At 68.7% G+C, this 14,286-nt stretch carries 14 protein-coding genes; 7 read left to right on the top strand and 7 right to left on the bottom strand.

Translation table 11 applies throughout. From position 1 onward, the window contains the following. Window positions 1-144 precede the first annotated feature (144 nt). Window positions 145-819, top strand: coding sequence for a S1 family peptidase (locus tag FB390_RS06110; protein WP_141808071.1), 675 nt, complete (start codon window positions 145-147; stop codon window positions 817-819). A 52-nt stretch (window positions 820-871) separates the two neighbouring features. Here FB390_RS06110 and FB390_RS06105 read toward each other — a convergent pair whose 3' ends face one another. Together FB390_RS06105 and lppU are read right to left on the bottom strand one after the other, a co-directional pair. Next, a complete protein-coding gene (locus tag FB390_RS06105; protein WP_141808070.1) occupies window positions 872-2,335 on the bottom strand; it encodes an MFS transporter in 1,464 nt (487 codons plus the stop codon). Window positions 2,336-2,351: 16 nt separating this feature from the next. Then, window positions 2,352-2,969 carry an LppU family putative lipoprotein gene (lppU, locus tag FB390_RS06100; RefSeq protein ID WP_185756954.1) on the bottom strand — a complete coding sequence of 206 codons (618 nt, stop codon included), beginning with the start codon at window positions 2,967-2,969 and terminating at the stop codon, window positions 2,352-2,354. Between the two features lie 210 nt (window positions 2,970-3,179). Between lppU and FB390_RS06095 the strand changes: the two genes are divergently transcribed. The 4 genes from FB390_RS06095 (at window position 3,180) to FB390_RS06080 (ending at window position 8,083) form a co-directional block, all read left to right on the top strand. Then, window positions 3,180-3,698, top strand: a complete 519-nt coding sequence (locus FB390_RS06095; RefSeq protein WP_141808069.1) for a DUF6764 family protein — start codon at window positions 3,180-3,182, stop codon at window positions 3,696-3,698. A gap of 45 nt (window positions 3,699-3,743) precedes the next feature. After that, on the top strand, window positions 3,744-5,081 hold the full coding sequence (locus tag FB390_RS06090; protein ID WP_141808068.1) for a cytochrome P450: 1,338 nt from the start codon (window positions 3,744-3,746) through the stop codon (window positions 5,079-5,081). Between the two features lie 370 nt (window positions 5,082-5,451). Then, a complete protein-coding gene (locus FB390_RS06085; RefSeq protein WP_141808067.1) occupies window positions 5,452-6,354 on the top strand; it encodes a L,D-transpeptidase in 903 nt (300 codons plus the stop codon). Window positions 6,355-7,000: 646 nt separating this feature from the next. Beyond that, the gene (locus tag FB390_RS06080; protein WP_141808066.1) at window positions 7,001-8,083 is read left to right on the top strand and encodes an ABC transporter ATP-binding protein; all 1,083 of its coding nucleotides are present in this window, start codon (window positions 7,001-7,003) and stop codon (window positions 8,081-8,083) included. Window positions 8,084-8,096: 13 nt separating this feature from the next. On the opposite strand, the gene FB390_RS06075 is transcribed toward FB390_RS06080, so the two are convergent. The 3 genes from FB390_RS06075 to FB390_RS06065 form a co-directional block, all read right to left on the bottom strand. Beyond that, entirely contained in the window at window positions 8,097-10,124 is a 2,028-nt protein-coding gene (locus tag FB390_RS06075) for a M13 family metallopeptidase (protein ID WP_425465897.1), read from the bottom strand. A gap of 100 nt (window positions 10,125-10,224) precedes the next feature. Then, entirely contained in the window at window positions 10,225-10,602 is a 378-nt protein-coding gene (locus FB390_RS06070) for a DUF397 domain-containing protein (protein WP_141808064.1), read from the bottom strand. A gap of 10 nt (window positions 10,603-10,612) precedes the next feature. Beyond that, window positions 10,613-11,464 (bottom strand): Scr1 family TA system antitoxin-like transcriptional regulator, encoded by an 852-nt coding sequence (locus FB390_RS06065; protein WP_141808063.1) that lies wholly within the window; start codon window positions 11,462-11,464, stop codon window positions 10,613-10,615. A gap of 129 nt (window positions 11,465-11,593) precedes the next feature. Between FB390_RS06065 and FB390_RS06060 the strand changes: the two genes are divergently transcribed. Continuing rightward, a complete protein-coding gene (locus FB390_RS06060) occupies window positions 11,594-12,136 on the top strand; it encodes a hypothetical protein (protein ID WP_141808062.1) in 543 nt (180 codons plus the stop codon). Between the two features lie 6 nt (window positions 12,137-12,142). On the opposite strand, the gene FB390_RS06055 is transcribed toward FB390_RS06060, so the two are convergent. Both FB390_RS06055 and FB390_RS06050 read right to left on the bottom strand, forming a co-directional pair. Continuing rightward, a complete protein-coding gene (locus FB390_RS06055; RefSeq protein ID WP_141808061.1) occupies window positions 12,143-12,634 on the bottom strand; it encodes a DUF4190 domain-containing protein in 492 nt (163 codons plus the stop codon). 137 nt (window positions 12,635-12,771) lie between these two features. Next, window positions 12,772-13,560 (bottom strand): pirin family protein, encoded by a 789-nt coding sequence (locus tag FB390_RS06050; RefSeq protein ID WP_141808060.1) that lies wholly within the window; start codon window positions 13,558-13,560, stop codon window positions 12,772-12,774. 262 nt (window positions 13,561-13,822) lie between these two features. On the opposite strand from FB390_RS06050, the gene FB390_RS06045 reads away from it, so the two are divergent. Next, on the top strand, window positions 13,823-14,284 hold the full coding sequence (locus FB390_RS06045) for an NUDIX hydrolase (protein WP_141808059.1): 462 nt from the start codon (window positions 13,823-13,825) through the stop codon (window positions 14,282-14,284). Window positions 14,285-14,286: the final 2 nt, after the last annotated feature.

Raw genomic sequence — 14,286 nt, 5'->3', positions numbered from 1 at the left:
CCTCCGACGACCTTTGTTATAGATCCTAGCTATCACGATCACGATTCGGCGGCACCCACCGGTACGAGACGCGCCCGAGACCGAATACTGACACGATGTATGCGACAGATTGATATCGTGCGGGCTTCCGACTTCTGGAGGGACATGTTCAGCAAACTCGCCAAGGTGGCCAACGCCGTCTTCGCCGTCGCCCTCGGTGCGGCGCTGCTCGGGACGGGCGCGGGCCCCTCGGTGGCCGCGCCCGGTCCGCCGGTGATCGGGGGCGGATCCGGCATCGTCATCGACAACATGTTCGAGTGCACCGTCACCACGGTTGGTCACGACAACGCGGGCAGACTGGTCGGGCTCACGGCCGGACACTGCGGTGACCCGGGCGCGCAGGTGTACGCCGAGGTCGATCGCGAGGCGGGTGTGATCGGTCGCTTCGTCTACTCCAACGCGGAGCTCGACTACGCCGTCATCGAGTTCGAGCCGGGCGCGATCACCCCGGTCAACCGGATCGGCAACGTCACCATCACCGGCATCGGCGGACCGGCCCAGTTCCCGATGATCGTCTGCAAGGAAGGCCGCACCACCGGCAACACCTGCGGCATCACCTACGGCGACGTGTTCGGCACCAATATCGAGACCTGGACCCAGATGTGCGTCGTCGAAGGCGATTCCGGCGCACCCGTGGTCGCGGGCACGACCCTGGTCGGCATGGTGAACGCCTACCTGGCGATCGCGTGCTTCGGCCCGGAGGTCGGCACCAACATGAGCGCGATCATGAACGATCTCAACGCGCGGGGCGGCCCAGGCGCGGGTTTCATGCCGATCTGATCGGCCACGGCACAGACGACGAGGAGCGGGCGACATCGCCCGCTCCTTTCCGTTATGCGGAGTGCGTCACCCGTTGCCGCGGCGCGACGGCCGGACCCGCCACCGCGCACTGCGGCAGACACTCGACGCTCGCGGGGTCCGGCGCCCGGCGCGGCGGACGAAGCAGCACGGCGGCGATCAGCGCGCCGGCGGCCAGCAGCCCGACGCAGATCCACATCGCGGTCTCGAACCCGTCGTCGAACGCGGCCGGGTCGGTGAGCGAGCCGGAGATCCCCGCCAACCCGGGCAGCGCGGCGACGGCGAGCAGCTGGGCGGTCCGCGCCACGGCGTTGTTCACGCCGGAGGCGATCCCGGCCTCGGACGCGGGCACCGCGCCGAGCACGGCGCCCGTCAGCGGGGCGACGAGCACGGCGAGCCCGAGCCCGAAGACCACCACGCCGGGCAGCACGTCGCCGACGTATCCGGCGGCCGGCCCGATGCGCAGCAGCAGGATCAATCCCGCCGCGGCCAGCAAGGGCCCGAGCGTCATCGGGACGCGCGGCCCGTGCGCCTGGGCCCATCGCCCGGCGGGCGCGGACAGCGCGAGCATGATCAGCGTGATCGGCACCGTGGCCAACCCGGACATCAGCGGCGAGTAGCCCGCCACCAGCTGGAGCTCCATAACGAGCAGGAAGAAGACGCCGCCGAGCGCGGCGTAGACGGCCAGCGTCACCAGGTTGGCCGCGGTGAACACCCGGGAACGGAACAGCGCCGGCGGCACCAGCGGATGGTCGCTGCGTACCTCGATCACCACGAAGACCGCGAGCAGCAGCACGCCGGACAGGGCCAGCAGCGGCATCGCGTCGATCAGCCCGAAGGTCAGCGCGCCGAGGGCCAGCGCGACCACCACCGCGCCGGGTATGTCCAGCCGCGCGGGGGCATTCGGGTCGAAGCTCTCCGGCACGTGGCGCAGCGCGAGGACCACGACCACGGCGACCAGCGGCACGTTGATGAGGAAGATGGACTGCCAGCCCACCCAGTCGATCAGCCAGCCACCGAGGAACGGCCCGAGCGCGCCCGCCACACCGCCGAAACCGGACCACAGCCCGATCGCCGCGCCCCGGTCGCGTTCGTCGAGCGACGAGGAGATCAGCGCGAGGCTGCCCGGGGTGAGCATCGCCCCCGCAACGCCCTGCAACACCCGCGCCGCCACCAGCATCTCGATGTTCACCGCCGCCGCGCACAGCACCGAGGTGACCGCGAAACCGACGGCGCCCCAGACGAAGACCTTGCGCCTGCCGAGCTTGTCGCCGAGCGAGCCGCCGAGCAGGATGAACGAGGCCAGCGTCAGGGTGTAGCCGTTGAGCGTCCATTGCAGACCGGCCACATCGGTGTCGAGCGACTCCCCGATGCGCGGCAGCGCGATGTTGACGACGGTGGCGTCCAGCGACGCGACCGAGGAACCGAGGATGGTGGCGAGCAGAATCCAGCGGCCGCTCGCCGAATGCAACCGGGGTAGCTCCTGGGTGGTGCTCACCGGTCCAACTTAGCGGTCAGAGTTCCTCGACGCAGACCACGAAATCGCGTTCGCCGTACTCGAATCCGATGCCGCTCGCGCAGGCGCCCGAGTCGCTGACGCCCTGCTCGATGCTGGTCACCCGAACGCCCTGGGTGCCGCGCTCGGTGCAGTCGATCCGCTTCGGGTCGTCACCGCCGACGTCCATGCAGCCGCCGACCACCCAGTCGATGTCCAGGCACAGCGCGCCCTGCTGCACGCCGTTGATGGTCTCGGCGTAGTAGTTGTCGCGATCGGACGGGCAAGCCGAGCTGGTCTCGGTCTTGCCGATGACCTTGTAGTTGGACGCGCGGCTGCCGCAGGACGCCTTCGCGATGGTGGCGTTGGTCGTGGTGCCGCCGAGGGTGACGCAGTCGCCGATGGACGCCTCGAAATCGGTGCTGCCGCCGGTCGGCGTCGGGCGCCCGGAGGTCGGCCTGCCGCTCGACTTGGGCGCGGACGTCTTCGGGGTGCTCGTGTTGACGGCGTCGATGGTTCCGCTGTCCAGCGCGGGCTGCGCGGTGCCGTCGATGGTCGAGCTACAGGCCACCAAGGTGAGCGCGGTGGCGGCGGTTCCGAGCGCGAGCGCGAGACCGGATAGCAGTTGACGAGACACGTACAGTCCTCCCGAGCTGTAACGCTCCGAACTCACACCCCCGTAAGAATCCGAAGTTGACGACCTGATCTTCAAATATCACGCCATGCATACACCATCACGGACGCGGTAGTCGAGTCGAAAGGGACACAGTCCGGGGCGTGCTGCGGAAAGGCCGCGCAGCCGATCCACCTGGGTATGGTGGGCCCTACGGTGTGAAAGGGGTAGACCGTGAAGCTGATCAGCGCGATCATCTGCTCGACCGCCGCGGTGGGGTCCTCGTTCGCACTTCCGGCTCTCGCTTCGGCAACCGCCGTGCATTGCGGCTCGGAGCGCGGTGCCGATGTGACCGTCATCGATGGCCGGACCGCGTGCCGGGCCGCCACCGACCCGGACGGGCAAGCTCGATCGGCCGGTTTCGACGGGGTGGGTTACGCCCGCGCGACCGCAGGCGCGACGGCGTTCGGCATCGGCGGGGCGGGCGGCATCGGCGCCAGCGAGGGCGCGGGCGGGATTCCGGTCGCGCTCGGCTTCGGCCCGGACGCGCTGGCGCTGACCTCGATCGTCGATCCCGACGCGGCGGACGGCAGGACGCTCGCGGTCTCGATCGCCTTCGAAGGCTCGCACGCACAGGTCAGCAGCGAGGAACGCACCGTGGTGTGCCTCGGATCCGCGGCCTTCGCGTGGAACGCGGCCACCGGTGCGTCCTGCCTGGCGACACCGTTCGGCCGCTGGGCCGCGTTGCACTGAGCAAGCCGCTCGAACCGCCGCCGTGGGCGTCTCGTAGGTAAGGGCATGGCGACCGAGACCGCAGCACCGGCTCCGCCGCGGTTGTTCGCGCTGCACGCGCTCGCGGCCGGGCTGGATTTCGAGCGGTACTTCCGGTGGCGGCGGGCGCGCGAGGGCGATCCGTTCTACGTCAGGTTCCCCGGCTTCGGCGCGGTGCTGTTCACGGGAACACCCGCGGGCGCGCGTGAACTGTTCCGCGCGCCGATCGAGCTGCTCGAACCGCCGCGGCCGAATCCCATCGAGCCGCTGGTCGGACCGGCCTCGCTGATCCTGACCTCGGGCGCCGCGCACCGACGGGACCGGACCTTGCTCGCGCCCGCCTTCCACGGCGCGCGAATCCGCGCCTACGGCGAACTGATCCGGACCGCGACGCTGGACGAGATCGGCGACGGTCCGGCGCCGTGGCGTCCTGGTACGCGCGTCGATTCGCGCGCGGCGGCGCGGTCGATCACCCTGCGAGTGATCCTGGAGGCGGTCTTCGGTGTGCGCGCCCGCGAGCGACGGGCCGCGTACACCGCCGCGATCACCGAGTTCCTCACCGCGTTCTCGGGCCCGCTGCTGCTGGCGCCCGCCCTGCGGCGCGGTGCGTTCGGCCGCGCGCCGTGGGATCGGTTCGTCGCGGCGCGCGCCCGCTTGGATCGACTGATCCGCGAAGACCTCGCCGCGCGCGAAAGCACTGCGCGCCAAGACGACTCCGACATCCTCGGCCTGCTGCTGAGCGCGCGCCACGGCGGCGCACCCGCCGACGCCGAACTCGGCGATCAGCTGCGCACCTTGTTGGTCGCCGGGCACGAGACCACGGCGACGAGCCTGGTCTGGGCGCTGTACCACCTGCACCGGACACCGGAAGCGCTGCGCAGGCTGCGCGCGGAGTTGCGCGAGGCGGGCGAATCACCCGTGGAAATCGCGGCGCTGCCGTACCTGGACGCCGTGTGCCAGGAGACGCTGCGCCTGCGTCCGCCGGTGCCGATCGTCCTGCGCCGGGTGACCGAGCCGTTCGCGCTGCGCGGCGTCCGCTTGGCCGCGGGCGACACGATGGGGCTCGCGCTACCCTTGCTGCACACCGACCCGGACATTTGGGACGATCCCGAGCGGTTCCGCCCCGAACGGTTCCTGGACGGTCGCTACGGCCCGTTCGAGTTCGCACCCTTCGGCGGCGGACACCGGCGCTGCGTCGGGGCGAGCCTGGCCGACTACGAACTGCGGATCGTGCTCGCCACTGTGCTCGGCCGCGTGCGGCTCGCGCTGCCGCCGCGCCACGCGCGCGGGCGTGCGCCGCTCTCCGTGCCGCACAACATCGCGACGGGACCGCGTCGGTCGATCCCCTTCGACGTGCTGGCGTGATTTCGGTCACGAAAGTGTTTGATCTTGCACAAAACCGGACGGACCGCAGGTTGCCGCACTTGCATCGGACTTGCGGACCTGACCGGGCCGTTTGCCCAAACCCACTGTCCGGCAATGGTCGATGTGTCTCAGAACACATCTGGCCGAGAGGCCGAATAACCGGATATTGGCACTGGCTAGCTGTCGCATCCGGACGGTAGGAATGAACGGGGTCGGGCGTCAATACCCGTGGGGTGCTTCGAAGGCCCCCGTCAGTATCCGTGGCAGCTCCGATGGACCCGTGACGTTCGTGCGCGGGCGCAGAGCACCACACCGATGAGACATCTCGCCCGCGTACGCGCGCGCGAGAGCTGGAATGGACGAATAACCTATGCATGCCGCTTCGAACAACAGAACGCTGTCGACTTTCCGCGAGGAAGGACGGCTAGCCCGCCGGATCCGGCGGGGCGTTCTCTTGTCCGCGGCGATCGCGGCGGCCGGTGCCATGATCGTCGCTCCCGCTCAGGCCGAGCCGGGCCTCCCCGGAGTCGGTTCCGGATCGGCGGCCGCGGCCACCGATCCCGCCCCCGAGGCCAACTTCGCGCCGCCGAGCATCAACATCGCCGACGGCGAGACGGTCGGCGTCGCGCAGCCGATCATCATCACCTTCCAGGAACCGGTGACCGATCACGCCACCGCCGAGAAGGCCATCAAGGTCACCTCGTCGAAGGATGCGCCCGGCCACTTCTACTGGTTCAGCGACAAGCAGGTGCGCTGGCGGCCGAACGACTTCTGGCCGGACAACACCGACGTGACGGTGGTCGCGGGCGGCACGACCAGCTCGTTCCGCATCGGCGACGCGCTGATCACCACCGCGGACGACACCACCAAGACCGTGACCGTCACCCGCAACGGCGAGGTCGTGATGGAGATGCCGGTCTCGATGGGCAAGCCCAAGTACGAGACCCCGAACGGCATCTACATCGTCGGCGAGCGCCAGCGCAAGATGATCATGGACTCGTCGACCTACGGCGTCCCGATCGACGCCCCCGAGGGCTACAAGCTCGAGGTCGAGTACGCCACCCGCATCTCCAACAGCGGCATCTTCGTGCACGCCGCCCCGTGGTCGGTCGGCCAGCAGGGCGTGTCGAACGTCAGCCACGGCTGCCTGAACGTGAGCACCGAGAACGCCCGCTGGTTCTTCGAGAACGCGCAGAAGGGCGATCCGGTCATCGTGCAGAACACCGACGGCGGGACGCTGAACTCGCGCGACGGCCTGGGCGACTGGAACTGATATCCGGCCGATAGCCACCGAAACGCCGACCGCGCACTTCCGCGCGGTCGGCGTTTTCGTCTCTACAGCTCGCTCCGCCGCGAAATAGCCGCCCGGGGTTCGCGATTCGCTGTCGCACCGCCGGACTGGTCGCACGTTCAACGCGCCGCCGGGCGATGTTCACCGATCATTTGCTGTTCACGTCGTAAAGTTTTCGGCGTGCGAATACGGCCGGAACGAGTGCTGCCGCGACCCCGCGGCAAGGGGTTTCGGGGCGGGCCGTGGCGGCGCTACGGGCGCTCGGCCGACGCGCTCGGGTTCATGGAATTCGGCACCGATACCGAGCGCGCCGCCTATTTCTCGCAGACACCGGTTACCTGCCCGAGCGGAAATCCGCGGCGAACGATCCGAGCGATCAGCGAATCCCGGCCGAGAATCCCGATGCGATCGAACAGCCGCCGCGGACCGAATGGCCGGAATTCGCACGGGTGTTCGTGCCGGGCGGCGACCGGACCATCGGAACACGATTGGCGCAGAAAGGCCTGCGAAATGGCGATCCGGCAACGACTTTCGCGAATTTCGCCGAGCTGTCGCGGTCGATTGCCGACCGGCGGATCACACCGAAACTGCCCGAGTAAGTTCCGCGACGACACGAGGAGACGACAGCATGGCGACGGTGCTTTTCGACCGGGTGACGCACCGATATTCCGGTGCGCCGACGCCCACCGTCGACGACTTGCAGATCGAGATCGCCGACGGGGAGTTCGTCGTGCTGGTGGGGCCGTCGGCCTGCGGTAAGTCCACCAGCCTGCGCATGCTCGCCGGGCTGGCGACGGTGGAGCACGGGCGCATCCTGATCGGCGAGCGGGACGTCACCGAGTTGCCGCCGCATGCCCGCGACGTGGCGATGGTGTTCGGCAGCTACGCGCTCTACCCGAACATGACCGTCGCGCAGAACATGGGCTTCGCGCTCCGCGACGCGGGCGTCACCGAGGCCGACGCCCAGGTCCGGGTCGACGAGGCCGCCAAGCTGCTCGAGCTCGAGGATCTGCTCGACCGCAAACCCGCGAAACTCTCCGACGGGGAACGCCAGCGCGTCGCGCTGGCGCGGGTGATCGCGCGCAAGCCGCAGGTCTTGTGCATGGACGACCCCCTGTCCAACTTGGACGCCGAGCTACGGGTGAGCACCTGGCCCCAGATCGTCTCCCTGCAGAAGCGCCTCGGCACCACCACCGTCTACGCCACCCATGATCAGGCCGAGGCGATGGCCGTGGGCGACCGGGTCGCCGTGCTCCGCGCGGGCAGCCTCCAGCAGTTCGCCGCCCCGCGCGATCTCTACGACGACCCGGTCAACGCGTTCGTCGCGGGTTTCATCGGCTCGCCGGGCATGAATCTGCTCGACGCACCGGTGCGCGACGACGCCGCGGTACTCGACGACCTGCGAATCCCGCTGCCGCGCAGCATGAGAAAGGATGCCCGCATCATCGTCGGCATCCGCCCCGAATCCTGGGAGATCACCACCGATTCCGAGGCGAGCCTGGCGATCGACGCCGAACTCGTCCGGGAACTCGGCGCCGAATCCTTCGTCTACGGCCACGGCATCTCCGAGGACTGGCGCAGCCGCTCCGGCAAAGTGGTGGCCCGCGTCGACCACCACTTCCGCGCCGCCCTCGGCGCACCGCTGCAACTGCGGCCCAAGCCCGACGAAGTCTTGTTCTTCGACGCCGAGACCGAAACTCGCCTTCGCTGAACCCTTTCCGGCGCTACCAGATCTTCACGCGTTCGGCGGGTTCCAGGTAGAGGGCATCGCCGGGGCGGACGTCGAAGGCTTCGTGGAAGCTGTCGATGTTGCGGACGACGGCGTTGCACCGGAATTCGGGCGGCGAGTGCGGATCGACGGCGAGGCGGCGGATGGCCTCCTCGGTGCGGGCCTTGGTCCGCCAGACCTGGGCCCAGCCGTAGAAGACGCGCTGCAGTCCGGTGAGACCGTCGATGACCGGGGGCTCGGCGCCCTTCAGCGAGATCTTGTACGCCTCGAGCGCGATGGAGAGACCGCCGAGATCGCCGATGTTCTCGCCGATGGTGAATTCGCCGTTGACGGTGTGCTCGTCGGGCAGCTCCTTCGGGGAGAGCACGTTGTACTGGTCGATCAGCGCCTTGGTGCGCTTGGCGAACTCCGCGCGGTCGGCGTCGGTCCACCAGTCGATCATGTTGCCGTCGCCGTCGTACTTGGCGCCCTGATCGTCGAAGCCGTGGCCGATCTCGTGACCGATCACCGCGCCGATGCCGCCGTAATTGGCCGCGTCGTCGGCGTTCATGTCGAAGAACGGCGGCTGCAGAATCGCCGCGGGGAAGACGATCTCGTTCATGCCCGGGTTGTAGTAGGCGTTGACCGTCTGCGGGGTCATGAACCACTCGTCCCGGTCGACCGGTCCGCCGAGCTTGTTCAGTTCGCGATCGTGCTCGGCCGCGTAGCCGCTGCGATAGTTGCCGACCAGGTCCGCGGGATCGATGACCACGGCGGAGTAGTCGCGCCAGCGCTCCGGGTAGCCGATCTTCGGGGTGAACTTCTCCAGTTTGGCCAGCGCGGCCTTCCTGGTGTCCGGACCCATCCACTCCAGCTCGGAGATGTTGCGGCGGTAGGCCTCCTGGAGATTCTCGACCAGCTCGACCATCCGGGCCTTCGCTTCGGGCGGAAAGTGTTCGGCCACATACAGTTTGCCGACCGCCTCGCCGAGCAGTTCCTGCACGAGGGAGACACCGCGCTTCCAGCGCTCCCGGTTCTCCTGGGCGCCGGTGAGCGTGCGGCCGTAGAAGTCGAAGTTCTCCTCGACCAGTTCTTCGGTGAGATACGCTGCGCGCGAACGCAGCACACGCCACGCCGCCCACGCCCGCCAGTCGGCGAGATCCGCCTCGGCCCAGGTCTGCGCGAAGGTGCGCAGGTAGGAGGGCTGACGGGCCACCACCTCGCCGAACAACTCAGCGACCGGCTTGTCGACGCCCTCGGCGAGCGCCGAAGCCCACGCGTGCCAATCGAATTCGGGATTCTCGGCGACCAGCGCGTCGAACGTGACCAGGTTGTAGCTGCGTTCGGCGTCCCGGCGGCGAACCACGTCCCAGTGGCCGGCGGCCAGCTTGCGCTCCAGCTCGAACACCCGCTGCCCGATCGTGTCCAGATCCTCCGGCAGCAGCGCGGCGATGCGCGGATCGGCGGCGGCGAGCGCGAACATGCGGCCGATGTGCGCGATGTACTTCGTACGGATCTCGGCGAACTCGTCCTGGCGGTAATAGGACTCGTCGGGCAGGCCGATGCCGGACTGGGTGGCGTGCACCAGGTAGCGGGTGGAGTCCTTGTCGTCGGTGTCGACATAGAGGGCGACCGCGCCGCCGACACCAGTGCGCTGGAGCCGCCCGAGCAGCGCCGCGAAGGCGCCGCGGTCGGCGACCTCGTGCACGGCGGCGAGTTCGCCGGAGATCGGCGCGAGCCCGGCGGCGGCGACGGTCTCGGTATCCATGAAGCTGGCGTACAGGTCGCCGATCTTGCGCGCGTCGCTGCCCGGCTCGGCGCCCGCGGCGGCGGCGTTCTGAATGATGGCCTGAACGTCCAGCTCGGCTTGGTCGTACAGCGCGCGGAACGCGCCGTCGACCGCGCGGTCGGCCGGAATCCGATATTCGTCCAGCCATTTGCCGTTGACATGCGCGAACAGGTCGTCCTGCACGCGCACGGCGTCGTCGAGGTGGGACAGGTCCAGGCCGGACGGGCTGATCGGTTCGGAAGTCACGATCTCCAGTATGCCGAGTGGGCGCGGCGCCGCGAGGTGATAGCCGCCTGGGCCGCGGCACGTTCACGCAGAGTGAACCCCGGCCGCGCGGGCGACCGGGGCTGTGCGATCAGGCGGGGAGGATGATGCGGTCGAATTCGCCGTCGTACGCGCCGGCGAGGAAGGCTTCCCACTCTTCGGGGGTGTAGGTGAGGGCGACGTCGCCGTGGCGGAGCGTGGTGGTGCCGTCCGCGGCGGTGTGAACTACCAGGTCGGTGTGCGGTCGTCCACTGTTGAGCAAGGTCAGGAACGAGGTCCATGCGCTCGCTGTGACGGTGATGATGGGCTCTTCGGCGGGGCGGTTGGCCGGGTTGCGGCGGTATTTGCTGTCACGGATGAGCACCGCATCACCATCGAACCTGACCTCGACGCATTGGTTGCCGTTGTTCGATCGGCTCGACGTGAACCAGCCGGTGGAGCCCGGCCGGGGGCTAGCGGTGGTGGCCATGGGCAGGATTTTACCCGAGCGCGTGCCGCCTGATCAGGGCCAATGACTCGTCACGGGTCAGCGATTGCTCCAGCGCGCGCAGGTAGGCGAAGCTCAGATCGCGCACCAGATCGGGATCGTCGACCGCGCCGCCGAACACCGCGCTCTCGGCCCAGCCGAAGGTCGGCAGCTGCACGCCGGCGAAATCGATCAGGTGGAAGCTGCAACCACCGAGGGTTGCGCCCGCGGTCGCGGAGAACGGGATGACGCGCACCTCGACGCTGTCCAGCTCGTCGATCAGCTTGGCCAGGTGCTCGAGCTGGCCGTGCAGCACCGCTGGGCCGCCGGTCTGCTGCAGCAACGCGGCCTCGCCGATGACGGCGGTGAGTTCGACGCGGTCCGGTCCGCGCAGCCGATCCTGCCGGCGCATGCGAATGGACACCAGCTGTTCGACCTGCACCGGACGGATCATCACGTCGGCGCTGATGAGCGCGCGAGCGTAGGCCTCGGTCTGCAGCAGACCCGGCACGATGAGGCTGTCGTAGCTGCGGATGCTCTGCGCGCCGTGCTCCATGCCGTACAGCCGCTGCAACTCGGGGCCGATCAGCGCGGAGGACTTGGCCCACCACCCGCGCTGTTTGCTCGCGTCCAGCAGGGCGAGCAACTCGGTGCGCTCCTCGGCGGTGACTTCCAGCAGCTCCAGGACGGGACCGATGGTGTTGCCGGTGAGCACGCGCCTGCCCTTCTCCACGTGCGACCAGTTCGCCGGGGTGAAGCCGACCCGCTTGGCGAAGGTCGCGGAGTCGAAGCCGCGCTGCTCGCGCAGTTCGCGAAGGCGCAGCACCAGTTCCCAACGCGCGACGGTAGGCGAGACGGGTGCCATGACACGCGATGCTACGCCTGCGCAACACGCCAGCGTGTGACTATTGTCAACCCGATTGCCCAGGACTAGGGTCGACACCAGCGGCCGATTCACCCGTCACGTTCACTCCGCATCGAGGCGAGGTTCGTCATGAGCACGTTCCGCACCGAATCAGGCAGTCACGGTCCGCTCGGGCAACCGGACGCCTCGCCATCGCACGCGGCCGCTCCCGAGTACTCGGCGACCCAGGACGCGTTCGCCCGCTGCCGCCACTACCGCAAGGACAACGGCCTCTACGCCGTGGTGGACCCGGCGCTCGGCCGCATCATGCTCGAGGTCGGCGCCGTCGGCGCGGTCGTCATGCCCGCCTCGCTCGGCACGAAAGTTCGCGCGCTGCTCACCGCGGGCGGGCGACGCGGCGGACCGATCATCGGGCACCCGCGTTCCGGACGCTGGACCTTCCTGACCGGACCGACCGACAACTCCTATTTGGACATGGCCCTTTTCGCGGACCTGTTCCGGGTCTGCGCCTCGGTCGCCCTGCCCGGCAGCCGGATCGTGCTGCCCTCGCCCGCCGACGAACACAGCGGCTACCGCACCTGGATCGCGCGGCCGGATATGGACTACCGGCCAGAGCTACCCGAGGTGATCGCCGCTACCAGGACCGCGGCGATCCCGTCCAGAGACAAGTGAGTTCGGCTACGGCGTCGGCCGCGGCGTCAACGTCACGCTGAAGCGGTCCTCGATGTTCTGGTTCCACTTCCGCTCGCACTCGTCGATCTTGGCCTGATCGTTGCCCGCCTTGTCCAGGCAGTCGATGAAATCCTTGCCGCCGGAATCGACGAAGAAACTCCAGCCGACGATGGCGATGAGGATCGTGCCGATCAGCGCGAGCACGCTCAAGACCAGACCGGTGACGGCCATACCGGTGCCGCCCGCGGTTCCCTTGCGCGCCTTGACGAACGCGATGATGCCGAAGATCAGTCCGAACAGCCCGAACAGGACGCCGCCGAGAATGGACCAGAAGGTGAGCAGCGCCAGAATGCCGAGCACCAACGCGGTGATGGCCAGGCCCTTGCCCTTCGGCGATTCCTGCCAGTAGCCACCCTGTCCCGGCGGCGGATATCCGCCCGGTGGTGGCGGATACTGCCCGGGCGGCGGGTATTGGCCGGGCGGGGGATATTGCGACATGGACTTCCTCTCAGTCGGTGCCGCTGGGGAACTCGCTGCGGGTCTCGCGGGTCCTGCGGGTGCGCTGCGCGGCGGTCGCCTACTGATCGCGCTCCCTACGCTCGGATGTTAATAGGGCAAACCGTACGGTGGACCGCTCATTGCCCGCCGAGTCGCGCGTGCATCTCCCAGACCAGGATCTCGGCCGGACCGTGCGCGGTGATCCGCTGGCCGCCGCTGCGCGTCAGCCGCACGGCGTCGCCCTCGTACAGCGGGCCGACGTCCTCCATCTCGACCTCGCCGCGGGCGACGAACAGGTGCAGGTACGGTGCGTCGGGCAGGTCGATCACCTGCGGCGCAGCGCCCGGCTCCGCACCGGGCATGCGGGCGACGTGCAGCGCGGAGTGGCTGCTGTTGATGGCGATCGCGGCGCGATCGCGGTAGCGCGGCAGGCCCGAGGCCACCGTGACCAGACCGCCGCCCGCCAGTTCGTCATCGATTTCCAGCTGCTGGTAGCCGGGAGTCAGGCCCGGCTCGTCGGGGACCACCCACATCTGCACGAAATGCACGGGCTCCTGGTGCTCGGCACTGTCGTCCAGCCGCCACGAGTCGTTCTTCTCCGAATGCAGGATGCCGGTGCCCGCGCTCATCCGCTGGGCGAGGCCGGGGTAGATGACGCCACTGTGTCCGAGCGAGTCCTGGTGCACCAGGCTGCCGCCGAGCACCCAGGTGACGATCTCCATGTCCCGGTGCGGGTGTGTGTCGAAACCCTGCCCGGGCAGCACGATGTCCTCGTTGTTCACCAGCAGCAGGCCGTGATGGGTGTTCTCCGGGTCGTAGTGCTCACCGAAGGAGAACGAATGCTTCGAATCCAACCAGGACACCCGCGTTTTCATGCGGTCGCCGCCACGGTGGATATCGATGTGAGGCGTCGTGAGTGTGGACATCGGGGTCCTCCTCTCTCCGACCGTGCACCGATCACCTTTCAGGGTAGGAGCACTCGAGGTCGCGGTACTCCTGATTCCTAGTAAATTGTCCTGCACTCGGCATTTTACGCGAGCGACCAGCGGGTGAACGGCAGGCGAGCAATACCTACCGGTGCGGTGAAGCGGGGACGGGACACGTAGGGTTACCGGCGACGGAGCCCCTTCCCGACGGCACCGGGTTCGTAACACGAAGCGCCCCAACGGAACCGGAGGTGAGAGCCGAATGCGACCGGAAGCGCTCGATCGCATCGAGCGACAGCTCCGCGCCGAGGCGCGCCGCGACGGCATCGGCGATTTCGTGGTCGGTGTCGCGGTCTTCCGCGACCGGAAGCTGCTCGTGGTCCGGCGGGTGCCCGACGACTATCACGGGGGCATGTACGAACTGCCCGGCGGCGGCGTGGAATCGGGGGAGACCTTCGCCGAGTGCGTGGCGCGGGAGCTCTTCGAGGAGACCGGGCTGCGGGTGCGCAGCATCACCGAGTTCCTCGGCGGCATCGATTACGCCACCCGCACCAAGCCGCGGGTGCGCAAGTTCAGCTTCCTGGTCGAGGTGGAGCCGGGCGAGGTGGCGCTCGCGCCCGGCGAACACGACGCCTTCGCCTGGATCGACGCGAGCGCGCTCGACGAACTACCGATGACGACGGATATGCGGGCGGCGGTCAGTTCCCTGGTCAGCTCGGGCTGAGA

This window comes from Nocardia bhagyanarayanae (assembly GCF_006716565.1).
Taxonomy (GTDB): Bacteria; Actinomycetota; Actinomycetes; order Mycobacteriales; family Mycobacteriaceae; genus Nocardia; species Nocardia bhagyanarayanae.
This window is presented reverse-complemented; position numbering and strand designations above follow the sequence as displayed.

Coding starts and splice junctions, on each gene's coding strand:
- FB390_RS06065 (WP_141808063.1), bottom strand. CDS start 11,464: ATGGCACCCGTCTCGCCTACCGTCGCGCGTTGGGAACTGGTGCTGCGC.
- FB390_RS06085 (WP_141808067.1), top strand. CDS start 5,452: ATGCATGCCGCTTCGAACAACAGAACGCTGTCGACTTTCCGCGAGGAA.
- FB390_RS06110 (WP_141808071.1), top strand. CDS start 145: ATGTTCAGCAAACTCGCCAAGGTGGCCAACGCCGTCTTCGCCGTCGCC.
- FB390_RS06070 (WP_141808064.1), bottom strand. CDS start 10,602: ATGGCCACCACCGCTAGCCCCCGGCCGGGCTCCACCGGCTGGTTCACG.
- FB390_RS06055 (WP_141808061.1), bottom strand. CDS start 12,634: ATGTCGCAATATCCCCCGCCCGGCCAATACCCGCCGCCCGGGCAGTAT.
- FB390_RS06050 (WP_141808060.1), bottom strand. CDS start 13,560: ATGTCCACACTCACGACGCCTCACATCGATATCCACCGTGGCGGCGAC.
- FB390_RS06090 (WP_141808068.1), top strand. CDS start 3,744: ATGGCGACCGAGACCGCAGCACCGGCTCCGCCGCGGTTGTTCGCGCTG.
- FB390_RS06060 (WP_141808062.1), top strand. CDS start 11,594: ATGAGCACGTTCCGCACCGAATCAGGCAGTCACGGTCCGCTCGGGCAA.
- FB390_RS06080 (WP_141808066.1), top strand. CDS start 7,001: ATGGCGACGGTGCTTTTCGACCGGGTGACGCACCGATATTCCGGTGCG.
- FB390_RS06045 (WP_141808059.1), top strand. CDS start 13,823: ATGCGACCGGAAGCGCTCGATCGCATCGAGCGACAGCTCCGCGCCGAG.